Genomic DNA, 22,023 nt, shown 5'->3' on the forward strand with positions numbered 1-22,023 from the left:
AAGGCTGCTTGGGCAAGGAATGGGTATGATACTGAATCCTGCCGATGAGACCCTTGCTAAACTGATCCGGGCCGATCTGGGCGACGATATCCTGCGCCCTGTCACCGAACGTTACTTGGAGGAACCGCGTCGCCGGTTTGCCGGGCAGGCGGGGCTGCTTGCCCTGCCGCGAACAGTTGAGGACGTGTCTGCATTGGTCCGACTGGCCTCGGAAGCGCGGGTTCCGGTTGTACCCTATGGCGGTGGCACTGGGCTGGTGGGCGGGCAGGTCATGCCCGATGGGCCTGCGCCGCTGTTGATCTCGCTGGAGCGGATGACGGCGATCCGGGCGGTGTACCCGACCGAGAACATTCTGATCGCCGAGGCGGGTGCCATTCTGGCCGATGTTCAGGCCGCCGCTGAGGACGCCAACCGGCTGTTCCCCCTGGCGCTGGCGGCGCAGGGATCATGCCGGATCGGTGGGAACCTCGCCACCAATGCGGGCGGGGTGAACGTTCTGCGCTATGGCAATGCGCGCAATCTGTGTCTGGGGTTGGAGGTGGTTTTGCCCAACGGTGAGATCTGGCACGGGCTAAGCCGCTTGCGCAAGGACAACACTGGGTATGATCTGCGCAACCTGTTGATCGGGTCCGAGGGGACGCTGGGAATTATCACGGCGGCCTCTCTGCATCTGTTTCCGCGGCCCGAAGCGGTGGGAACCGCGATGCTACAGATCACGTCGCCTGAGTCCGCGATCGAGTTGCTGGCGCTGGCGCGGGACCAGTTGGGTGATGCGGTCAGCACGTTTGAGCTGATCCACCGGCAGGGGCTGCAATTCCTGACCGAGGTGCTGCCGGATGTGCGGCAACCCTTTGTGACCCAGCCGGAATGGTGCGTGCTGATCGAAATAGGGCTGTTTGCCGGACATGCACCGTCGGAGGCGCTGGAAACGCTTTACGCCGCGGCGGACAAGGCTGGATTGGTTGGTGATGCGGTCATCGCGCAGAGCGAGGCGCAGCGTATGGACCTCTGGGCCGTGCGCGAACGCATTCCCGAGGCGAACCGGTTGATCGGGTCGGTGTCGAGCCACGATATCTCAATCCCGATCTCGCGGATTCCCGAGTTTATTGGTCGTGGTGCCCAAGTAGTGGCAGGGCTTGGCCCATTCCGCATCAATTGCTTTGGGCACATGGGGGACGGCAATCTGCACTACAACGTTTTTCCGCCGCTGGGCCATGACCGGTCAGAATTCGATGGGCAAAGGCAGGCTGTGAAGCACGCCGTGCATGATCTGGTTAACGCGTTCGACGGGTCCGTCAGTGCCGAGCACGGGGTCGGACGGCTCAAAGCCGGTGATTTGGAGACATACGCGGATGCGACAAAGTTGGCTGCCATGCGCACCATCAAAACGGCGCTGGACCCTATGGGGATCATGAACCCAGGCGCGGTTCTAAGGTGAAGGCGCGGCCCTTGGCCGTGTCGGGCCGCGCCGAAGCATTTACGATCCCGGCAGGATGACCTTGTCGATGACGTGTATCACGCCATTCGAGGTCTCGATATCGGCCTGAACGACGTTTGCGTCATTTACCATAACACCGTTGTCCAGATCGATCGTGATGTCCCCGCCCTGAACCGTGGCTGCGGTCATATCGTCGGACAGATCGCCCGACATCACTTTGCCGGGCACCACGTGATAGGTCAGAACCGCGACTAGCTGATCCTTGTTCTCGGGCATAAGGAGCGTTTCCACAGTGCCTTCGGGCAGGGCCGCGAAAGCGTCATCCGTGGGGGCGAACACGGTGAACGGGCCTTCACCCTTCAGCGTGTCCACCAGATCGGCGGCCTGAACAGCAGCGACGAGGGTTTCAAAGCTGCCGGCACCGACGGCGGTGTCGACGATATCCTTGGAGTGACCATCAGCGAAAGCGGGTGTGCCGACGAGCAGGCTGGCCACACCGGCGTAAGCGAGTTTGCGAAACATGATACAAATCCCTTGTTGAAATGCCTCAAGCGGCATCAACAGGGGTACGGGTTCCCCTCACAACAAGATCACTGAATGTGTCTTTGGGATCGGGTTGATATTGGGCTAAACCGCGCTAAGCCCGCTTAGCCTCGGACATCCACTCACAAATTTGTGACCGCAATGTGCCTACAGCCCTTCGAATTCGCACAAAATATGCACGTCCATGCCCATGTCTTCCAGCACCTTGCGGCCGCCCAGTTCCGGCAGGTCGATAATGAAGGAGCATGAGACGATCTCACCGCCCAAGCGTTCGATCAACTTGATCCCGGCGGCGGCTGTACCTCCGGTTGCCAGCAGATCATCGACGACGAGGATTTTCTCGCCCGGTTGAATAGCGTCGTCGTGAATCTCGACGATGGCCTCACCATATTCCAGTTTATAGTCTTGGCTGATGGTTGTGCCGGGCAACTTGCCCTTTTTGCGGATCGGGACAAAGCCGACGCTCAACTGGTGGGCAATTGCGCCACCGAGGATGAAGCCGCGGGCCTCAAGTCCGACAACCTTGTCGATCTGCTCGCCAGCATAGGGGTGCAGCATCTGGTCAATCGCCATGCGGAATCCGCGCGGGTCGGCAAACAGGGTGGTAACGTCCCGAAACATGATCCCTTCGTGCGGGAAATCAACGATGGTTCGGATGTAATCTTTGACCGACTTGTTTCTGGACATGGCCAACCCCTCTGGCGTCAAAACACGCGGGCGTGTTTGGCCCATTGGGGTCAGCCTTGCAAGGAAAGATTGCCGCCGCCTTACTTGCGGCGATGCAAAACAGAGTTCGGCAAGCTTTTGTACCGGTAAAGCGCGGCAGGCAGCCACGACAGGTGCGGTTTGCGCCAGTTGCGCTGGTCTCGCAAAAGAAATGCCTGAGCAGCATGAAGGTTCATTGCCATATTCCCCATTTTATTGTTAGGTGCTCGATAACTACAATTTCTATGCCATGTATATACAATGCATCGCTTATAGAATCAAGGGTTGAACAGGGACAAGACGCGTGGGAAAGAAGGACGGTAGAGGTTCTACCAAGAAAAACAGTCAGTTGGTCTTGCGATTGGACAAGGATGAACGCGACGCATTTGTCAAACTTTGCAAGGAACTGGATACCTCAGCCGCACGGGAAATCCGGCGGTTCATCCGTGGTTTCATGAAGGAACACGCCGAGGATTGATCCTCAGGCCGGGCGACGCAAGACGGCGGTTGCTACCCCCATTCCGATCAGAGTCAAACCGCCGAACCGGGTCATCGCAGTGATGACGCCAGCCTGTCCGATCATCCGACGCAGCCTGTCGGCCAGCAGTGCGTATGCCAGCGCGTTTAGCCAGGCGAGGCTGACGAATGTTGCGATCAGGATTGCGAATTGCGGGCCCAAGGGTTCTGCCGGGCGCAGGAATTGCGGCACGAACGCAATGAAGAATGCGATGGATTTCGGGTTCAGCGCGGTGACGGCGCCGGCGTGGCCAAAAACGCTGCGGGCGGTGACATCGCGCCCGGTTTCCACTGTCTGCAGCCCGCCCGCAGGCGCGCTGCGCAACAATTTGATGCCCAGCCACACCAGATAGGCCGCGCCAACCCATTTCAGCACGGAAAACAGGGTGGCTGAGGCCAGCACCAGGGCCCCCAACCCCAGCAGTGACGCTGTCATGGCCACCAGATCCCCCACCGCGACCCCTGTGGCCGAGGCCACGGCAACACTGCGCCCCTTCGAAAGAGCATAGCTGAGCACCAGCAGAACGGTCGGCCCTGGGATCAGAAGCAAAGCGGTCGATGCGGCCACAAAAGCCAGCCAAAGGTCAAGAGACATGGGGTTCCTGTTCAAGTGTCGAACTCACCAAGCCTCGGAGCGGCGGCAAGGTCAAGCCTTTCGTGGATCGTTCCGATACCTGTTTCGGACGAACAGTTCACGAGCGTGGACAAGTTTTTGTTTCGTCTGTCCCGGGCATGGCGCCCGGCCTGCGCCGAATAAAGATTCTGTTAAGGCTCGTACATCTTTCTTGAAACACGCGTCCGACACTCCAAACTTGGATGAACTCAGGATTGGAGGCAAACGTGACGCAGACGTCCCCTGACTACTCGAAAGTGTTCGAAGACATGTCCCGGTCGAAGACCATGCGGGTGAAACGTGTGCTTACCCTTTTGGTCCTGATCGCTGGTGTTTTCTATGCCGGGATCGTCGGGTACATGTACGCAAATCAAAACGCGCTGCTGTACAAGCCCTCCGGAGAATTGCCCGACCCCAAGGCTGTTGGGCTGGCAGATGTGGACGTAATCAAAGTCCCCATGTCCGACGGTGTAGTACTGACCACATGGTCCGCACCGCCAGCGATTGAGGGCGCGCCGACGGTTCTGTTCTTTCATGGTCAAAGCGGTAATCTGGGCGACCGGGCTGACCGTATGCGTGAAATTCTCAACAGCGGTTATGGCTTGCTTGCGCCCAGCTATCGCGGATTTCCAGGCAGCGAAGGTGAGCCTTCGGAACTGGCGCTGGTCTCAGACGGGATTCAGCTGTTTGACCGTTTGGAGGTAGAGGGCGCAGACATTGTCCTGCATGGCCAGAGCCTCGGCACCGGCATAGCGGCTGCGGTGGCCCAAGAGCGCCCAAATGCGCAGCTGCTGGTGCTTGAGGCACCGTTCACTGCTACTGTGGATGTGGCGACCGAGCGGTATCCGTTTCTACCGGTCTCGGCCCTGATGAAAGATCAGTTCGCCACCCGTGACTTGATCGACAGAATCACCGTGCCAACACTGATATTTCACGGGACCGAGGACGAAACCATCCCGCTGCACCACGGTAAAGCTCTGGCGGCGATGTCTGGGGATACTGCCCAACTTCATGTTATCCCCGGCGGAACTCATAACGACCTCTGGTCGCATGGGCTGTGGGCCGAGGTGCAAAGCGCGTTGGGGCAACAACCTGGCTAGAGGATGCGACCAGCAACCGCATCCAGCTTGGCCAGCAGCGCCGGATCGCGTTTTTCCGGCGCAGTCAGGATGGCGTACTCCAATGCCCGGTCACACCCGTGCGGGCAGGGCACCCGCTCGGTGCCCAGCAGGTCGGGTAGGCCTTTCACCAACGCCCGGCATTTTTCGGCATTGCCGGTCAGGGTGGCGATGATGGCGGTCACGTCGACCTCTCCATGATCCGGATGCCAACTGTCGTAATCGGTGACCATGGCGATCGAGGCATAACAAAGCTCGGCCTCGCGGGCGAGTTTGGCTTCGGGCATGTTGGTCATGCCGATCACATCGCAACCCCAATGTTCACGATACATTTTCGATTCCGCCAGTGACGAGAACTGTGGCCCTTCCATCGCCAGATAGGTGCCGCCGCGGTGAATGGTTATACCCGCAGCCTTGCCAGCCGTTTCACAGGCATCGGACAGGCGCGGGCAAGTGGGGTGGGCAACGCTTACATGGGCGACGCATCCGGTGCCGAAGAAGCTTTTCTCGCGGGCAAAGGTTCGGTCGATGAACTGATCCACGATCACGAAATCCCCTGGTGCCATATGCTCGCGAAACGACCCGCAGGCAGAAACCGAGATCACATCCGTCACCCCCAGCCGCTTCAGCGCGTCGATATTGGCGCGATAGGGGACTTCGGTCGGCGAATGCACATGCCCGCGTCCGTGGCGGGGCAGGAAGGCCATGCCCACGCCGTTCAGCGATCCGGTCAGAATCTGATCCGACGGATCGCCCCATGGGGTTTCAACGGTAACCCATTCCGCATTCTCCAGCCCATCGATCTCATAAATGCCTGATCCACCGATGATGGCGATTTTGGTCTGGGTCATGGCTGCTCTCCGCATAAAAAAACCGTTGAGGAATTTCTGCGGGGCGGCAAAGGATTTGGCAAGTGGCTTCAACGGTTTGTGTCAGGCGCTTGTCTGGTATGCGTCTGGCGCATATCAGGGTCCCGCCTGACGCGGTATCTCAGGCGGGGTTTGACCGCTAAAAGGCCCCTTTCGCGCGAACAAAAATACCAACAGGACTGTCCCATGCCCCGAGCCATGCTGGCAAGCTTTGCCAATCGTATTGTCAAACCCGACTTGCGTTGGGTACCGGACGAGGGGCTGACTGCTTCGCGCCTGCGGATCGAACTGCTGTCCGGTCTGACTGTGGCGTTGGCGCTGGTGCCCGAAGCAGTGGCCTTTGCCTTTGTTGCCGGGGTGCATCCGCTGGTTGGTTTGTATGCGGCCTTCATGGTCGGTCTGATCACGGCGCTGATCGGCGGTCGTCCGGGCATGATCTCGGGCGCGACCGGGGCTCTGGCCGTGGTCATGGTGGCGCTGGTCGCTGAACATGGGGTTGAATATCTGTTCGCAACCGTAGTGCTGATGGGCATCCTGCAGGTGATTGCCGGGGCCATGCATTGGGGGCGGTTCATCCGTCTGGTGCCGCATCCAGTTATGCTGGGCTTTGTGAACGGCCTGGCCATCGTTATCTTCCTTGCGCAGCTGGGCCAATTCAAGGTGCCGGGTAGCATGGAAAACACCGGCCACGGTGTTGGTGGGGGCGAATGGCTCTCGGGTCTGCAGCTATACACGATGCTGGGGCTGGTGGCGCTGACCATGGCGGTGATCTGGGTCATGCCGCGTATCACGCGCATCGTTCCTGCACCGCTGGCGGGTATTCTGGTTGTCGCCGCGCTTGTGATCGGCTTTGGGCTGGATGTGCCACGCGTCGGCGATCTTGCTTCGATTGAGGGTGGGCTGCCCGCATTCCACATTCCGATGGTGCCGCTGAATTGGGAAACCTTTGAAATTATCCTACCTTACGCGGTCATTCTGGCCGCCATCGGCTTGATTGAATCGCTGCTGACGTTGAACCTTGTGGGTGAAATCACCGGCAAGCGGGGAGGGGCCTCGCAGGAATGCATCGCGCAGGGTGTCGCCAACGTGGCCACTGGGTTCTTCGGTGGTATGGGTGGTTGTGCCATGATCGGTCAGTCGATGATCAACGTAAAATCCGGCGGCCGCACCCGCATCGCGGGCATCGCGGCAGCGCTTTTCCTGCTGGTGTTCATCCTGTTTGCCGCGCCTCTGATCGAGCAGATCCCGCTGGCCGCGCTGGTCGGGGTGATGTTTATGGTGGTGATCGGAACCTTTGCCTGGAACTCGTTCAAGATCCTGCGCAAAGTGCCTCTGACCGATGCGTTCGTGATCGTGCTGGTGACCGTTGTCACCGTGATGGAGGACCTTGCGGTTGCCGTCGTCGTTGGTGTCATCGTCTCGGCGCTGGCCTACGCGTGGAACAATGCCAAGCGCATTCACGCCGTTACCCGCGACTCTTCGACCGAAAAGGGGGCTAAGGTCTATGAGATCCAAGGCCCACTGTTCTTTGGTTCGTCCGATGGGTTTGTCGAGTTGTTCGATGTGCCGAAAGATCCGGCAACGGTGATCGTGGACTTTGCCGAAAGCCGCGTTGTCGACCAGTCTGCGCTGCAGGCGATCGAGAACATCGCCGCCAAATACGAGGCCGCAGGCAAACGCGTCATGCTGCGGCACCTCAGCCGTGACTGCCACAAGCTGCTCAACAAAGCCGGTCACCTGATGGTCGATAGCGATGATGACCCGGATTACGAGCTGGCGGTGGATTACTCGGTTCGCACCGGCATTCTTGGTGGGCACTGATTTTTGCGGGGCTCTGGCTCGGGCTTCTGGTTATTTTCAGTCAGATGAAAACAGGGTGTCCTTTTTCATCTGACTGGCCTCAAACCCCTCGGGGTAGGCGGCTGTGAGCAACGCCCCTAAGCCGGTGTCAATCGTCTGGGCGGCTGAGAGAAAACAGCTCGGTGACCACCGAATAGTCCCGATATCCAAGCCGCGCGAGTGGGTTAAAGGCCGTCACATCAAAAATACCGTCTTTCAGGCAATCGTCACGCAGGTGAACACCGGTGACCTCGCCGAACACGACCCGGTTTGACTCTCCCGGTAGAGTGACGATCTGCGTCAGCTTGCATTCCAATGCCGCCGGAGCGCCCTCGACCCGGGCGCAAGGGATAGTTTGGCATTCAACCGCTGTCAGACCGGCATGTTCGAATTCGTCGTGATGTTTGGGCAAGCCTGCGGAGCTGGCATTCATCGCATCCCGATGCGCGTGGGCAACCACGTTCACGCAGAACACGCCGGTTGCCTCGATATTCGATACACTGTCCTTACCGCCGTCCTGATCGTGCTTGGTTCCCGTTGATGCGAACATCACTTGCGGTGGCGTGTAGGCGACGCCGTTGAAAAAGGAATAAGGCGCCAGATTGTTGATCCCATCCGGACCGCGGGTGGAAATCCAGCCGATCGGGCGGGGGGTAATGACGGCGTTGAACGGATTGTGCGGCAGTCCGTGGCCGTCTTCGGGGCGGTAGAACATCTGATCTCCAAGCGTTTGCCCAAGGCGTACCGAAGTGCTAGGGCGAAAGCCAGCAAGGAAAAGAGGGCCGGGGTGCAGCAGTTCGAAATCAGGCCGGAAGAGCCGGATGATTGGTGGGAGGTCGAAGCCCTTTATGACCTGTGCTTTGCGCCGGGGCGCGAGGCGCTGTCCTCGTATCGTCTGCGCGATGATGTGCCACCTGTGACAGGAATGTCATTGGTGGCGCGGGACGGGCAAGGCATTCTGGCCGGGGCCATCCGATTCTGGCCAGTGCATGTGGGCGATCACGATGCGCTGCTGCTGGGGCCGGTGGCTGTGCACCCTACCCATCAGGGCGAAGGTTTGGGCGGATTTTTGATCCACGAAGGTATTGAGGCCGGTCGGGCGTTGGGCTGGGATCGCGTCATGTTGGTCGGTGATGCGCCCTATTACGCCCGATTCGGGTTCTGCCGTCTCAACGGGATAGAGATGCCGCCGCCCACCAACCCGGACCGTGTTCTGGGGTTGGAGTTGCTGCCAGGAGTTTGGAAGGGTGTACGCGGCCCGGTGACCCGGTGGAGTCGCTGACCTATTGAAACGCAGTCCATAAAACCCGATGTCTAAAGGGCAGGAGGGTGTTAATGCAGGACGTGGTTCTTGTCGAAAAGCTGGATGCAGAAGCGGAACTTGACCGTTTGGCCGGGTATTACAGGTCTGCTGGCGGTCCGGGCGTCAAGCTGTTGAACAGTCTGGGCGGGTCGGCTGAATCTCTGCTGGAACAATTGCCGGAACCTATCCGGCAGGGTCTAACGGGTGCGACGGAACAGGCTCTTTGGCTGGCGATGCACGTGGCGGAAGGCTCGCGCCGTGCTGTTCCCGATCAGCGTCCCTGGGTCAATACCGCAGTGACTACAGCAATGGGCGCGGCGGGTGGTTTGGGCGGTGTGTCTACTGCTTTGATGGAATTGCCTGCGACCACCGCGATGCTGTTGCGCGCGATTCAGGGCGCCGCGGCGCGCGAGGGGTTTGATCCATCCGAAGAAGGTGTGAAATTCGACTGTGTGCGCGTGCTGTCGGCGGCAGGGCCTTTGTCCAATGACGATGGTGCCGATCTCGGTTTCTTTTCCGTCCGATTGACGTTGACCGGCCCGGCCATGCAAAAGCTGGTCGCGACGGTTGCCCCGCGTTTGTCCGTCGTGTTGGGGCAAAAACTGGCGGCGCAATCCGTGCCCGTTCTTGGGGCGATCGCCGGGGGCAGCACCAACTATGTCTATACGCGCTATTACCAACAGATCGCCCGCGTTCATTTTGGTCTGCGGCGCTTGGCGATTGACGCCGATATCCCGCATGATGATCTGGTGCGGAAGCTGGCAGCGCGTATGTGATCCAAAGCCGAGGGCTTGGAGAAAAACGCTTTATATGGTACCTGTTTTACCGAGGGCCCGCTAAATAAGCAAAAAATTGCGGGAAGACAGGCAAGAATTGCAGTTGAAAGGCGGCACAGCGTGACTGATGCCAGACTTGCGCCATATGTTTCGCGAAAGACTCGGCACTTGCCGGTGCGGCAACAATCGGCTGCGTTATGCTATCGCATTGAGCAGGGGCGCCTCGAGGTTTTGCTGATAACGACGCGAAAATCCCGTCGTTGGATCATTCCCAAAGGATGGCTGATTGACGGTCTGAGCCCGTCCGAGACAGCCAGCCAGGAAGCATGGGAAGAAGCCGGAATTCGCGGGCTGTGCGAGACGCAGGCGCTGGGGCGGTTCCATTATCAGAAGCAGCGCAAGAAAAAGGGGCCAGTGCTGTGTTCTGTCGATGTGTTTCCCTTATTGGTGCGGTCGGTGGCCCAGCGTTTTCCTGAATGCAGGCAGCGGGATCGAAAGTGGTTTTCTTCGAAAAAGGCTGCTCAAAAGGTAAATTCTCACGAATTGGCAGTATTGTTACGAAAGCTTGAGCCTGTTAGGCACTGAGTTGCCTTTGGAAGGGCTTGATCTTGCCATGTCCCTCGGTATCTATTCGGCAACCGACATTTGGACGGACCATGATTCAATACGCATTGAAATGCAGCAACGGCCATACATTTGACAGTTGGTTTCAATCGGCCGCCGCTTACGATAAACTGGCAACTGCGGGCATGGTAACATGCGCGGAGTGCGGGTGTCGTGACGTCGAAAAGGCCATCATGACACCACGCGTCCGTCCGGCCCGCAACGCCAAGGCGCGACCTCTTGCGCCGATGCCAGGAGCCGATACGATAGATGTGGCAGCCCCTGCACCTGACGTCGAAAAAGTGCTGGCTGAATGGCGCCGCAAAGTCGAGGAAAGCTCGGACTATGTCGGCAAGGATTTCGCTAGCGAAGCCCGTAAGATTCATCTGGGTGATGCCCCCGAACGGGCAATCTATGGCGAGGCCAGGCCGGATGAAGCGCAGGCCCTGATTGATGATGGGGTGCCGGTAACTCCACTGCCATTTGTGCCCAGCAGGAAGACTAACTAGATCATGCATGTTGTGATTACTGGCGCCGGTCGTGGAATCGGTAAAACGCTGGCGGATCACTATCGGGCGCGGGGAGACACGCTGACCGGCACCGCGCGGGACGGTAGCGCTCAAGTTTTACTGGATGTTACCGACCCGGCGCAGCACGCAGATATGGCGGTGCAACTGGCTGATCAGCCGGTTGATCTGCTGATCTGCAATGCCGGGGTTTATCTGGACAAGGGGCAGGACATCGACGGCTTTCCGGCAGAGATGTGGGCGCAAAGTTTTGCCACCAATGTCACCGGCGTTTTCCTGACCGTTCAGGCCTTGTTGCCCAACCTTCGCGCCGCGCGCGGCAAGGTTGCCATCCTGTCCTCACAAATGGCGTCGCACACGCGGGCACCGGGCGGTAGCTACATTTACCGTGCCTCGAAAGCCGCCGCATTGAACTTGGGGCGGAATCTCGCCACCGATCTGCGCGCGGACGGCGTCGCCGTGGGCATCTATCACCCTGGCTGGGTGAAGACGGAAATGGGTGGATCTGCGGCCGAAATCACTTCGGACCAAGCCGCAGAGGGCTTGATCAAGCGGTTCGACGCGTTGTCACTGAATACCACAGGCAGTTTCGAAACCTGGGACGGACGGCCCCAAGCTTATTGACGGATCAGCGCGGCGGTGGGGATTTCGTAGACCTCATCCGGGTCAATGAAAACCACCGTGAGATCACCGCGGGTTTCGTGGCTGATCTTGGCGGGCGAACTACTGGAACTCGGAACGCCATCGGTGAAGTAGATGCTGCGTACCTCTCCGGCACTCAGTGCCACGGCCAAAGTGGTGGTGCCGTCGTCGTGGTGACGCAATTCGGCGTGGCAGTCGCTTAGTGCCGCGCCGCCCACGGCGCAGGGAACAGTACCCAAAGCATTCTTGCCATCGGTCGCGGCCAGTGTGGATACCTGCGCAATGGCGGGAGAGGACAGCAGGACGGTTGCGATGACAAGGCGGAGCATGGAAAACCTCATGGAAAAAGCGTCGCCCAAGGCTGACACTGCAGCAGTCGGATGTAAAGCGACCCGATACCGCATTCGATGCAGTTTTTGAGCCCTTGCCCTTACGGGCCCCCTCGCATAAGACGCACGGGATCTGAATTCCAAGGCGCGGAGAGACCACCCTCATGCCCGTACTCGTTATGAAATTCGGTGGCACATCGGTTGCCAACCTTGACCGCATCCGCCGCGCGGCCAAACGCATCGGTGTCGAGGTGGCCAAGGGCTATGACGTGATCGTCATCGTTTCGGCCATGTCTGGCAAGACCAACGAACTGGTCGGCTGGGTTGATGAGACTTCGCCGCTGTATGACGCGCGTGAATATGATGCCGTGGTTTCTTCGGGTGAGAACGTGACCGCCGGTCTGATGGCCTTGACCCTGCAGGAAATGGACATACCGGCCCGAAGTTGGCAAGGCTGGCAGGTGCCTCTGAAAACCACCAGTGCCCACAGCCAGGCTCGGATCGAGGAAATTCCGACCGAGAACATCGGCCAGAAATTCGACGAAGGCATGAAAGTTGCCGTTGTCGCCGGGTTCCAGGGTATCAGTCCCGAAGGCCGCATTACCACGCTGGGCCGGGGTGGGTCGGACACCACTGCTGTGGCATTCGCCGCAGCGTTCGGTGCTGAACGCTGCGACATTTATACGGATGTGGACGGGGTTTATACGACTGACCCACGTATCTGTGAAAAAGCGCGCAAGCTGGATAAGATCGCGTTTGAGGAAATGCTTGAACTGGCCTCGCTGGGGGCCAAGGTACTGCAAACCCGCTCGGTCGAGCTGGCGATGCGGTATAAGGTAAAACTGCGCGTTCTCTCAAGTTTTGAAGAACAATCCGACGAGGCCGGTACGCTGGTTGTCGACGAGGAGGATATCATGGAATCCAATGTTGTGGCCGGTGTGGCCTATTCCCGGGACGAAGCCAAGATGACCGTCGTTTCGGTGGCGGACCGCCCTGGTATCGCCTCGACCATCTTTACCGCGCTTAGCGATGAGGGTGTGAATGTTGACATGATCGTCCAGAACATCTCGGACGAGGGTCGCACCGATATGACCTTTTCCTGCCCCACCGACCAAGTGGCGCGCGCCGAAAAAGCACTGCTGGGCATCAAGGAAAAAGGCGAGCTGAACTACGCTGAACTGGTTGCCGACGAAGACGTTTGCAAGGTTTCTGTCGTAGGTATTGGCATGCGCTCTCAGTCCGGTGTTGCGGCCAAAATGTTTAAGGTCCTCTCGGATGAGGGGATCAACATCAAGGTCATTACAACCTCTGAGATTAAAATTTCCGTCCTGGTGGATCGGAAATACATGGAACTTGCGGTTCAGGCACTGCATGATGCCTTTGAACTGGACAAGGCGGCCTGAGCATTTCAGCCAAGGATCACGCCTAACGCACTAATTTGGTTGGGCCATGGCGGACGGCACCGAAACAGAATCCCGCAAGCTGCTGGGGCGGCTGCGCGAAGAGATGGCGAGCGAGGCCGCCGGTCAGGAACGTCTTGACCGGATCACCAGCCTGATTGCGGACAGCATTCGGGCCGAGGTGTGTTCGATCTACCTGTTCCGCGACGAAGATACGCTCGAGTTGTGCGCTACCGAAGGCCTGTCACCAGAGGCGGTCCACAAGACCCGCATGCGTATGGGCGAAGGGCTGGTGGGCCGCGTTGCGCAATCCGGCAAAGTGATGAACACGGCGGATGCACCTTCGGCCAAGGGCTTCCGTTATATGCCCGAAACCGGCGAAGAGCGGTTTTCGTCCTTCCTTGGCGTGCCCATTCAGCGCCTGGGCGAAAAGCTGGGTGTGCTGGTGGTTCAGTCCCGCGAGGCGCGCGAGCTTTCGGCGGATGAGGTTTATGCGCTGGAAGTGGTCGCTATGGTTCTCGCCGAAATGGCCGAGCTGGGCGCTTTCGTGGGCGAGGGCGCTGCCCTGTCGCCGTTGCACCAGCAATCGGTGCAACTGAACGGTGGCCCGGCGCAAGAGGGCTCGGCAGAGGGACATGTCTGGCTGCACGAACCGCGCGTGGTGGTAACCAACCCCATCGCCGAAGACCCGCATCGTGAGCTTGAGCGCCTGAACGAGGCGGTAGAAGAACTGCGTGTCGGCGTCGACAAGATGCTGGAAATCTCGCAGGGGGCTGACAAAGAACAGCTTCAGGTTCTGGAAGCTTATCGCATGTTTGCCAACTCCAAGGGCTGGATGCGGCGGATGGAAGAGGACATCGCCCGCGGTCTCAGTGCCGAAGCTGCGGTTGAAAAGGAACAATCTCAGGCCCGCGCCCGTATGGGGCAGGTCACCGATCCTTATCTGCGCGAGCGGCTGGCGGATCTGGACGACCTGTCCAACCGGTTGTTGCGGATTTTGACCGGGCAGGGCAAGACCGATGGGGCCGACCTGCCGCCCGATCCGATCCTGGTTGCCCGCAATATAGGCCCTGGTGACCTGCTGGAATATGGCCGTTCGCTGAGAGGTATCGTGCTCGAGGAGGGTTCGGTCGGCAGTCATGCCACCATTGTTGCCCGCGCACTGGCGATTCCGCTGGTTGTTCACGTGGGCCGCATCACCACCGAGGCATTGAACGGCGACCACATCCTGGTTGATGGTGATCATGGTGTCGTGCATTTGCGTCCCGAAGACACCGTTGTCAGCGCTTTCAGAGACAAGATCGCGATGCAGGCCAAGGCGCAGGAACGTTACGCCTCGATCCGCGAAACCCCGACCGTGACGCGGGACGGCGAGCGGATCAATCTGGTGATGAATGCGGGCCTGATGGCCGATCTGCCATCCTTGAACAACTCGGGTGCCGAGGGTGTGGGGCTGTTCCGGACCGAATTGCAGTTTCTGATCCGAAACCAGATGCCGAAACGGTCGGAGTTGGTGGCGCAATACCAGCGTGTTCTGGATGCGGCAGGGGACAAACGCGTGGTGTTCCGAACGCTGGATATCGGCTCGGACAAGGTTCTGCCCTACATGAAACACGTGGCCGAGCCGAACCCGGCGCTGGGCTGGCGCGCGATTCGCGTCGGACTGGACAAGCGCGGCGTGATGCGGATGCAGTTGCAGGCCCTGTTGCGCGCCGCCAACGGCCGGCCGCTGACAATAATGTTCCCGTTTGTGGCGCAGGCCGATGAATTCCGCGAGGCGAAGTGGGAGGTCAACAAGACCATCGAGCGGGAAAAGCGCCTTGGCCACGTCCTGCCTGAAACCATCGAAGTCGGAGCGATGCTGGAAACGCCGTCGCTTGCCTTTGCGCCGCAGAAGTTCTTTGACGAAGTTGATTTCGTATCTATCGGTGGAAACGATCTGAAGCAGTTCTTCTTTGCCGCCGACCGCGAGAACGAACTGGTGCGTCGCCGCTATGATACGCTTAATGTCAGCTTTCTCTCTTTCATCGAGCGGATCGTGGAGCGCTGCAACATCTCGGACACGCCGCTGTCCTTCTGTGGCGAGGATGCGGGCCGCCCGGTCGAGGCGCTGTGTCTGGCGGCGATGGGCATTCGGTCGCTGTCGATGCGCCCCGCCTCGATTGGTCCGGTCAAGAGCCTTCTGCTGCGGGCCGATTTGCAGTCGCTGCGCAAAATCATCGCTGACGCGCGCCACCGCGGAGAGCAGTCGGTGCGACCCGCTGTCATGGAATGGCTGCGCAATCAAAGCTGATTTACCAAATCCGGGCTTGCTTTCTGCATCCGCATTGCCTATTCAGACCGTAAATGTTAGCGATAACATACGCCGTGTCACGTGCGCTGCGAAGGGTCGGTGCTATGATGACTCGGGTGGAAATTGAAGGAGCCTGTCGATGGTTTCACGTGTTATTCCGGTCAGCCCGTTCGATTTGGTGTTGTTCGGCGCCACTGGCGATCTGGCACAGCGCAAGATTTTGCCGGGCCTCTATCACCGTTTTGAAGTGGGCCAGATGCCCGAGGATGCCCGGATCATCGGGACGGCCCGTTCGGATATGGACAGCGATGCGTTTCGTGAGCAGATCCGCACCTCGATGAAGGAATTCGCGCCGGAGTTCAAAAAGGTTGTGCTGGATCAGTTTCTCGGCCGGGTCGAATATGTCCCGGTCGATGCAATGGGTGAGGCGGGTTGGCCAGATCTGGCAAAGGCTCTGCGCCCGGATGTGGTGCGTGCCTTCTATCTGTCGGTCGGCCCCAGCCTGTTCTCGGGCATTGCGCAACGTTTGCATGAACATGGGCTGGCCACGCCGGATAGCCGCATAGTAGTGGAAAAACCCTTCGGACACGATCTGGCCTCGGCCAAGGCGCTGAACGAAGGCTTGCGCGCCTGTTTCGAAGAGCATCAGATTTACCGGATCGATCACTATCTGGGCAAAGAGACGGTGCAAAATCTGATGGCCCTGCGCTTCGCAAATTCGCTGTTCGAGCCGCTGTGGAACGCGACCCATATCGACCATGTGCAGATCACCGTGGCCGAAACCGTCGGGGTCGAGGGGCGTGGAGCCTATTACGACCAGTCCGGCGCCATGCGGGACATGATCCAGAACCATCTGGTGCAGCTTCTGTGCCTTACGGCGATGGAGCCGCCCTCGAAATTCTCGCCCAACGCCGTACGTGATGAAAAGGTCAAGGTAATTGAGGCGTTGGAGCCGATTGAGCCTAAAGACATCGCGCGCGGTCAGTATCGCGCGGAACATGGGCAAGGCGGCTATGTCGATCATGTTGGCAATCCCGCCAGCCGGACCGAAAGCTTCATTGCCCTCAAGGTTCATCTGGGCAACTGGCGCTGGGCCGGGGTGCCGTTTTATCTGCGCACTGGCAAACGTCTTCGGGCACGGGAATCCGAGATTGCCGTGTTCTTCCGCGATCCCCCGCATACGATCTTTCCGAATGTCGGCCCGCTGCACGGCAACGTGCTGGTGATCCGTTTGCAACCGGACGAAGGCATCACCTTGCGCACCACCATCAAAGACCCCGGCCCGGGCGGCTTCCGACTGTCAGACGTGGCGCTGGACATGAGCTTTGCCGACGCGCTGGGCGCCGAGGCCAGTGTGCCTGACGCCTATGAAAGGCTGGTGATGGACGTCATTCGCGGCGACCAGACCCTGTTCATGCGCGGGGACGAGGCCGAGGCCGCATGGGCCTGGGTCGATCCCATCATTCAGGGCTGGGAGGATCGGGGCGATCGCCCGGCGCGTTATGATCAGGGCAGTTCCGGCCCCGAAGAAGCATTGATGCTGATGCATCGCGATGGGCGCCGCTGGCGTCAGATCGGAGGTTAAAATGGTCCACTCTGTTATCACCGACGTCACCCAGCGGATCATCGACCGCAGCGCTGATCTGCGGGGGCCACATGTAGAGCGGATGGAACAAGCCTGCTCGAAAGGGCCGGCTCGCGCGCATCTGTCCTGCAGCGGTCAGGCCCACGCCTATGCTGGCGCGGGTCAGGATCAGCAATCTATGGCAACGGGGACTGCCGGGAATTTGGGCATTGTCACCTCGTATAACGACATGCTCTCGGCCCACCAGCCGTTCGAACGCTATCCCGGCCTGATCCGCGATGCGATCCGCGCGGCGGGTGGCACCGCACAGGTCGCAGGCGGTGTTCCCGCGATGTGCGATGGCGTCACGCAGGGTGAGGCGGGGATGGAACTGTCTCTCTTCTCGCGCGACGTGATCGCCTTGGCGACCGGCGTGGCGCTGAGCCACAATACCTACGACGCGGCGGTGTTCCTCGGCGTTTGCGACAAGATTGTGCCGGGCCTTATCATCGGTGCGCAGGCCTTTGGCCATTTGCCTGCTGTTTTCCTGCCCGCTGGCCCCATGACCAGCGGCTTGCCGAATGACGAAAAGGCCAAGGTCCGCCAGAAATTCGCCGCCGGAGAGGTTGGGCGCGAAGAGCTTATGGCTGCCGAGATGGCCGCCTATCACGGCCCCGGCACCTGTACCTTCTACGGCACTGCCAACACCAACCAGATGCTGATGGAGTTCATGGGCCTGCACCTGCCGGGCTCCAGCTTCGTCAACCCCAACACCCCCCTGCGCGATGCGCTGACACAGGAGGGCGCCCGCCGCGCCCTGTCTCTCAGCGCTTTGGGAAATGAATACACGCCGGTCTACCAAGTGCTTGACGAGCGCGCCTTTGTGAATGGCATCGTCGGCCTGATGGCGACGGGTGGATCGACCAACTTGCTGATCCACCTGATAGCAATGGCGCGTGCGGGTGGTATCGTGCTGGATTGGGAAGACTTTTCCGACATCTCTGCCGTGGTTCCATTGGTCGCGCGGGTCTATCCCAACGGTCTGGCCGACGTAAACCATTTCCACGCAGCCGGTGGTCTGGGCTATTGCATCGGCACGCTGCTGGAAGACGGGTTGCTGCATCCCGACACGCTGACCGTGGCGGGGCAGGGCCTGCACAACTACACCAAAGAGCCCAAGCTGAAGGGCGACGAATTGATTTGGGAAGAGGGCGCGGGCCACAGCCTGAACGACAAGATCGTTCGCCCTGCCAAGGACCCGTTCCAGCCCACCGGCGGTCTGTCACGCCTGACCGGTAACCTTGGTACCGCTGTCATGAAGGTCTCGGCCGTGGCCCCCGAACACCAGGTGGTCGAGGCCCCCGTACGCGTGTTCCAAGATCAGGACGAGGTCAAAGCCGCCTTCAAGGCCGGAGAGTTCACTGGCGACGTCATCGTTGTTGTCCGCTTTCAGGGCCCCAAGGCCAACGGCATGCCCGAACTGCACTCGCTGACACCAATGCTGTCGATCTTGCAGGGCCGGGGGCAAAAGGTCGCGCTGGTCACAGATGGCCGCATGTCCGGGGCTTCGGGCAAGGTGCCCGCCGCGATCCATGTTTGCCCCGAGGCGCTGGAGGGCGGTGCAATTGCCTGTCTGCAGGATGGCGACCTGCTGCGCGTTGATGCGGTGAAGGGTGACTTGGAAATCCTCACCCCTGGTGTTCTGGATCGAAGCCCCGTCACCGCGGATCTGTCTGCCAATCAACATGGCGTCGGGCGTGAGCTGTTCACCGCATTTCGCAACAACGTCGGTTCTGCCGACGCCGGTGCCAGCATTTTCGGAGCGTAATCCCCATGTCGAAAACTCAACGTACCCGCGAAATTTGCGCCCTTGCGCCGATTGTACCCGTTCTGGTCGTCGATGATGCCGAGCACGCCCGTCCCCTGGCCGAGGCTCTGGTCGCCGGTGGGCTGCCCGCGCTCGAAGTCACGCTGCGCACACCTGCGGCGCTGGACGTGATCCGCGAGATGGCGCAGGTGCCCGGCGGTGTCGTTGGCGCAGGCACGCTGGTTACTCCTGATGATGTCCGCGCCGCCAAAGAGGCCGGCGCGCAGTTTGGCGTCTCACCCGGTGCAACTGATGTACTAATCGCCGCCTGTGAAGCCGAAGGCCTGCCATTGCTGCCCGGTGCCGCCACGGCCAGCGAGGCGATGCGATTGCTGGAGCAGGGCTACGACATGCTGAAATTTTTCCCAGCCGAAGCGTCGGGCGGCACGCCTGCTCTGAAGGCAATAGGCGCACCTCTGCCCCAGATCACCTTCTGCCCCACCGGCGGCGTTTCGCCCGCAAATGCGCGGGATTACCTGTCGCTGTCAAATGTCGTCTGTGCCGGTGGCAGCTGGGTTGCGCCCAAGCAGATGGTTCTGGATGGCGACTGGGCCGGGATCGAAGCACTTGCCCGTGAGGCCGCCAAGCTGGTGGATTGACGCCACCTTTTGCGGCGCTAGGGTGGGGGCAATTCAAACAGGTTGATCCCATGACAAACCAAGTCTCTCGCGCGCGGGGCCGCGAGTATCTGGCTATTCCCGGCCCGTCGGTCATGCCCGATGCGGTTCTGCAGGCCATGCATCGCCCATCGCCCAATATCTATGACGGTGAACTGATCGAGATGATGCCCGCTCTGACCCGCGATCTGAAGCGCGTGGCCCGGACCGAGCATCACGTCGCCATCTATATCGCCAACGGTCACGGTACGTGGGAGGCCGCGCTGTCAAACGTGATCGCGCCGGGGGAAACCGTGCTGGCTCCGGCTTCGGGCCGGTTCACCCATGGCTGGGCCGAAATGGCCGAGGCAATCGGAGCCAAGGTCGAGCTGATTGATTTCGGCATGTCCTCACCGTGGGATCTGGAGCGTATCGCGGACGCTCTGCGCGCGGATACAGGCCACCGGATCAAGGCGGTTCTGGCGGTGCATGTGGATACCTCAAGCTCCATCCGCAACGACGTCCCGGCGCTGAGGGCGCTGCTGGACGACCTGCACCACCCGGCGCTTTTGATGGCGGATTGCATCGCCTCGCTTGGCTGTGACCGGTTCGAGACGGACGCCTGGGGCGTCGATGTCATGGTCACCGCTTGCCAAAAGGGGCTGATGACTCCGGCGGGTGTTGGCTTTGTTTTTTTCAACGACAAAGCGCAAGCCAAGCGGGCCGAAATGCCGCGAGTCTCTCAGTATTGGGACTGGCAGCCGCGCGTGAACCCGGACCTGTTCTATCAGTATTTCAATGGTACTGCGCCGACGCATCACCTGTTTGGACTGCGCGCGGCACTGGACATGATTCACGCAGAAGGCATCGAGCATGTCTGGGCGCGCCACGATCGCCTTGCCACTGCAATATGGACAGCCTGCGAAAACTGGGCTGAAGGTGGCGCGCTACACCTGAACGTCGTGGATCGCGCCCATCGTAGCCATGCCGTCACCACCCTGTGCCTGACGGATGAGCGCGGCACGCCATTGCGCCAGTTTACCGAGGGACAGATGGGTTTGACGCTGGGTATCGGCCTTGGCATGGAAGACTGGAACGGCTTTTTCCGTCTCGGTCATATGGGCCATGTGAACGGTCAGATGGTAATGGCTATGTTGGGTGGGATGGAGACGGCAATGGCCGCGCTTAACATCCCGCGCGGCAAAGGCGCGCTTGAGGCCGCTGCCGCTGTTCTTTCCCATTAAGGTACCGGCGCCTTTTATCGTTCGTCTCCACGCGCTATTGCCAAGGCATTCGGTAGCGCGGCGGCAAAGGCGTCCAGATCCGCCGCCGTGCCACAGCTGACACGGATACACCGGTTCTGTGGAGCGGCGAAGGGCATGCGCACAAAGATACCCTGTGTCACCAGTGCCTCCAGAACTGCCTTGGCAAAGGCGCCATCCTGCCCGCAATCGATGGCCACAAAATTCGTGGCAGAGGGCAGCGGTTCCAGCCCGTTATTCTGAGCGATTTGTACAATCCGGTCGCGTGCGGCCGCGATCTGCGCCTGCACATGGGTCAGCCATTCAGCATCCTGCAATGCGGCCAGGGCGCCTGCCTGTGCGGCCCGGTTCATGCCGAAATGGTTGCGCACCTTGTTGAAAGCTTCGATCAATCCCTGCGCGCCAATCGCATAGCCAACCCGCGCCCCGGCCATGCCGTAGACCTTGGAAAAGGTGCGCATCCGGATCACGCGCGGATCATCCGCCGCGACCGGGGCTGCGGTGCCTTCGGGCGCGCATTCCACATAGGCCTCGTCCAGAACCAGCAGGCATCCTTCGGGCAGAGCCTCCATGGCGGCGACGATTTCAGCGCCGCTGTGCCAACTGCCCATCGGGTTGTCGGGGTTGGCCAGGTAGACCAGCTTTGCATCCACTTCAGCCGCTTTGGCGAACAACGCCGCGGGGTTCTCGTGGTCGCCCTGATATGACACCTTGTGTACCACGCCGCCATAGCCCGCGACGTGGTAGTTGAAGGTGGGGTAAGCCCCGTCCGAAGTGACAACCGCATCATCCGGTCCAACCAGAAGCCGTACGAGGTAACCCAGCAAGCCATCAATACCCTCGCCAACCACAATGTTTTCCGGTTTTACCCCGTGGTGATCCGCAAGCGCATTGCGCAGGTCATGATTCTCGGGGTCGCCGTACATCCAGATATCTGTCGCCGCCATTGCCTGGATTGCACGGGGGGAGGGGCCGAAGATGCTCTCATTCGCGCCAAGCCGGGCCACAAAAGGCGCGCCACGCTGACGCTCTTGGGTTTCGGGCCCGACAAAGGGCACGGTTGCGGGCAGTGACAGGGCAAGCGGGGTATAGCGTGGGTCAGTCATGCAGCGAGATAAACCCAAGGTCGCCCGTCAGGCAACACCTGCAATAGCACCGCCAAACGTGCCCCGACGTTGCGGTGGAACTCGGAGAGCCTTCCGGGCATGGTTGGGGCAAGA

At 60.1% G+C, this 22,023-nt stretch carries 22 protein-coding genes; 15 read left to right on the forward strand and 7 right to left on the reverse strand.

Features of this window, described 5'->3' with window-relative positions; translation table 11 throughout:
* Nucleotides 1–25 precede the first annotated feature (25 nt).
* Complete coding sequence (locus ACR0IM_RS15590; protein ID WP_480682478.1) at nucleotides 26–1,438, forward strand: FAD-binding oxidoreductase; 1,413 nt, start codon at nucleotides 26–28, stop codon at nucleotides 1,436–1,438.
* 39 nt (nucleotides 1,439–1,477) lie between these two features.
* Here ACR0IM_RS15590 and ACR0IM_RS15595 read toward each other — a convergent pair whose 3' ends face one another.
* Nucleotides 1,478–1,960, reverse strand: a complete 483-nt coding sequence (locus tag ACR0IM_RS15595; RefSeq protein WP_480682479.1) for a fasciclin domain-containing protein — start codon at nucleotides 1,958–1,960, stop codon at nucleotides 1,478–1,480.
* A gap of 168 nt (nucleotides 1,961–2,128) precedes the next feature.
* Complete coding sequence (locus tag ACR0IM_RS15600; RefSeq protein WP_480593903.1) at nucleotides 2,129–2,668, reverse strand: adenine phosphoribosyltransferase; 540 nt, start codon at nucleotides 2,666–2,668, stop codon at nucleotides 2,129–2,131.
* Between the two features lie 322 nt (nucleotides 2,669–2,990).
* Here ACR0IM_RS15600 and ACR0IM_RS15605 point away from each other — a divergent pair, with 322 nt between their 5' ends.
* Nucleotides 2,991–3,164, forward strand: coding sequence for a hypothetical protein (locus ACR0IM_RS15605; protein ID WP_480682480.1), 174 nt, complete (start codon nucleotides 2,991–2,993; stop codon nucleotides 3,162–3,164).
* Between the two features lie 3 nt (nucleotides 3,165–3,167).
* Here ACR0IM_RS15605 and ACR0IM_RS15610 read toward each other — a convergent pair whose 3' ends face one another.
* Nucleotides 3,168–3,797 (reverse strand): LysE family translocator, encoded by a 630-nt coding sequence (locus ACR0IM_RS15610; protein WP_480682481.1) that lies wholly within the window; start codon nucleotides 3,795–3,797, stop codon nucleotides 3,168–3,170.
* Between the two features lie 245 nt (nucleotides 3,798–4,042).
* Here ACR0IM_RS15610 and ACR0IM_RS15615 point away from each other — a divergent pair, with 245 nt between their 5' ends.
* On the forward strand, nucleotides 4,043–4,915 hold the full coding sequence (locus tag ACR0IM_RS15615; protein WP_480642949.1) for an alpha/beta hydrolase: 873 nt from the start codon (nucleotides 4,043–4,045) through the stop codon (nucleotides 4,913–4,915).
* On the opposite strand, the gene ACR0IM_RS15620 is transcribed toward ACR0IM_RS15615, so the two are convergent.
* Entirely contained in the window at nucleotides 4,912–5,784 is an 873-nt protein-coding gene (locus ACR0IM_RS15620; RefSeq protein WP_480682482.1) for an S-methyl-5'-thioadenosine phosphorylase, read from the reverse strand. The genes ACR0IM_RS15615 and ACR0IM_RS15620 overlap by 4 nt on opposite strands.
* A 204-nt stretch (nucleotides 5,785–5,988) precedes the next feature.
* On the opposite strand from ACR0IM_RS15620, the gene ACR0IM_RS15625 reads away from it, so the two are divergent.
* Nucleotides 5,989–7,623, forward strand: coding sequence for a SulP family inorganic anion transporter (locus ACR0IM_RS15625; protein WP_480593898.1), 1,635 nt, complete (start codon nucleotides 5,989–5,991; stop codon nucleotides 7,621–7,623).
* A 127-nt stretch (nucleotides 7,624–7,750) separates the two neighbouring features.
* On the opposite strand, the gene ACR0IM_RS15630 is transcribed toward ACR0IM_RS15625, so the two are convergent.
* The gene (locus ACR0IM_RS15630) at nucleotides 7,751–8,356 is read right to left on the reverse strand and encodes a flavin reductase family protein (RefSeq protein ID WP_480642953.1); all 606 of its coding nucleotides are present in this window, start codon (nucleotides 8,354–8,356) and stop codon (nucleotides 7,751–7,753) included.
* A gap of 72 nt (nucleotides 8,357–8,428) precedes the next feature.
* On the opposite strand from ACR0IM_RS15630, the gene ACR0IM_RS15635 reads away from it, so the two are divergent.
* The 5 genes from ACR0IM_RS15635 to ACR0IM_RS15655 all read left to right on the forward strand — a co-directional run bounded on the left by ACR0IM_RS15635 (nucleotide 8,429) and on the right by ACR0IM_RS15655 (nucleotide 11,474).
* Nucleotides 8,429–8,923, forward strand: a complete 495-nt coding sequence (locus ACR0IM_RS15635) for a GNAT family N-acetyltransferase (protein ID WP_480593896.1) — start codon at nucleotides 8,429–8,431, stop codon at nucleotides 8,921–8,923.
* 53 nt (nucleotides 8,924–8,976) lie between these two features.
* The gene (locus ACR0IM_RS15640) at nucleotides 8,977–9,720 is read left to right on the forward strand and encodes an EcsC family protein (RefSeq protein ID WP_480593895.1); all 744 of its coding nucleotides are present in this window, start codon (nucleotides 8,977–8,979) and stop codon (nucleotides 9,718–9,720) included.
* A gap of 15 nt (nucleotides 9,721–9,735) precedes the next feature.
* Nucleotides 9,736–10,305 carry an NUDIX hydrolase gene (locus tag ACR0IM_RS15645; protein WP_480642955.1) on the forward strand — a complete coding sequence of 190 codons (570 nt, stop codon included), beginning with the start codon at nucleotides 9,736–9,738 and terminating at the stop codon, nucleotides 10,303–10,305.
* A gap of 71 nt (nucleotides 10,306–10,376) precedes the next feature.
* Nucleotides 10,377–10,832: a DUF1178 family protein gene (locus ACR0IM_RS15650; RefSeq protein ID WP_480593893.1), complete on the forward strand. Its 456-nt coding sequence runs from the start codon at nucleotides 10,377–10,379 to the stop codon at nucleotides 10,830–10,832.
* Nucleotides 10,833–10,835: 3 nt separating this feature from the next.
* Nucleotides 10,836–11,474 carry an SDR family NAD(P)-dependent oxidoreductase gene (locus tag ACR0IM_RS15655; protein WP_480642956.1) on the forward strand — a complete coding sequence of 213 codons (639 nt, stop codon included), beginning with the start codon at nucleotides 10,836–10,838 and terminating at the stop codon, nucleotides 11,472–11,474.
* On the opposite strand, the gene ACR0IM_RS15660 is transcribed toward ACR0IM_RS15655, so the two are convergent.
* A complete protein-coding gene (locus ACR0IM_RS15660; protein WP_480642957.1) occupies nucleotides 11,468–11,821 on the reverse strand; it encodes a hypothetical protein in 354 nt (117 codons plus the stop codon). The genes ACR0IM_RS15655 and ACR0IM_RS15660 overlap by 7 nt on opposite strands.
* A gap of 164 nt (nucleotides 11,822–11,985) precedes the next feature.
* Between ACR0IM_RS15660 and ACR0IM_RS15665 the strand changes: the two genes are divergently transcribed.
* The 6 genes from ACR0IM_RS15665 to ACR0IM_RS15690 all read left to right on the forward strand — a co-directional run bounded on the left by ACR0IM_RS15665 (nucleotide 11,986) and on the right by ACR0IM_RS15690 (nucleotide 20,785).
* Nucleotides 11,986–13,224 carry an aspartate kinase gene (locus ACR0IM_RS15665; protein ID WP_480593890.1) on the forward strand — a complete coding sequence of 413 codons (1,239 nt, stop codon included), beginning with the start codon at nucleotides 11,986–11,988 and terminating at the stop codon, nucleotides 13,222–13,224.
* Nucleotides 13,225–13,270: 46 nt separating this feature from the next.
* A complete protein-coding gene (ptsP, locus tag ACR0IM_RS15670) occupies nucleotides 13,271–15,514 on the forward strand; it encodes a phosphoenolpyruvate--protein phosphotransferase (protein ID WP_480593889.1) in 2,244 nt (747 codons plus the stop codon).
* 139 nt (nucleotides 15,515–15,653) lie between these two features.
* Nucleotides 15,654–17,099 (forward strand): glucose-6-phosphate dehydrogenase, encoded by a 1,446-nt coding sequence (gene zwf, locus ACR0IM_RS15675; RefSeq protein WP_480593888.1) that lies wholly within the window; start codon nucleotides 15,654–15,656, stop codon nucleotides 17,097–17,099.
* A 1-nt stretch (nucleotide 17,100) separates the two neighbouring features.
* Nucleotides 17,101–18,906 (forward strand): phosphogluconate dehydratase, encoded by a 1,806-nt coding sequence (edd, locus tag ACR0IM_RS15680; RefSeq protein WP_480682483.1) that lies wholly within the window; start codon nucleotides 17,101–17,103, stop codon nucleotides 18,904–18,906.
* Nucleotides 18,907–18,911: 5 nt separating this feature from the next.
* A complete protein-coding gene (locus tag ACR0IM_RS15685; RefSeq protein ID WP_480682484.1) occupies nucleotides 18,912–19,544 on the forward strand; it encodes a bifunctional 4-hydroxy-2-oxoglutarate aldolase/2-dehydro-3-deoxy-phosphogluconate aldolase in 633 nt (210 codons plus the stop codon).
* 50 nt (nucleotides 19,545–19,594) lie between these two features.
* Nucleotides 19,595–20,785 (forward strand): pyridoxal-phosphate-dependent aminotransferase family protein, encoded by a 1,191-nt coding sequence (locus tag ACR0IM_RS15690; RefSeq protein ID WP_480682485.1) that lies wholly within the window; start codon nucleotides 19,595–19,597, stop codon nucleotides 20,783–20,785.
* Between the two features lie 14 nt (nucleotides 20,786–20,799).
* On the opposite strand, the gene ACR0IM_RS15695 is transcribed toward ACR0IM_RS15690, so the two are convergent.
* Nucleotides 20,800–21,909 carry a pyridoxal phosphate-dependent aminotransferase gene (locus ACR0IM_RS15695; RefSeq protein ID WP_480682486.1) on the reverse strand — a complete coding sequence of 370 codons (1,110 nt, stop codon included), beginning with the start codon at nucleotides 21,907–21,909 and terminating at the stop codon, nucleotides 20,800–20,802.
* Nucleotides 21,910–22,023: the final 114 nt, after the last annotated feature.

The organism is Ruegeria sp. BF6, from assembly GCF_056538665.1.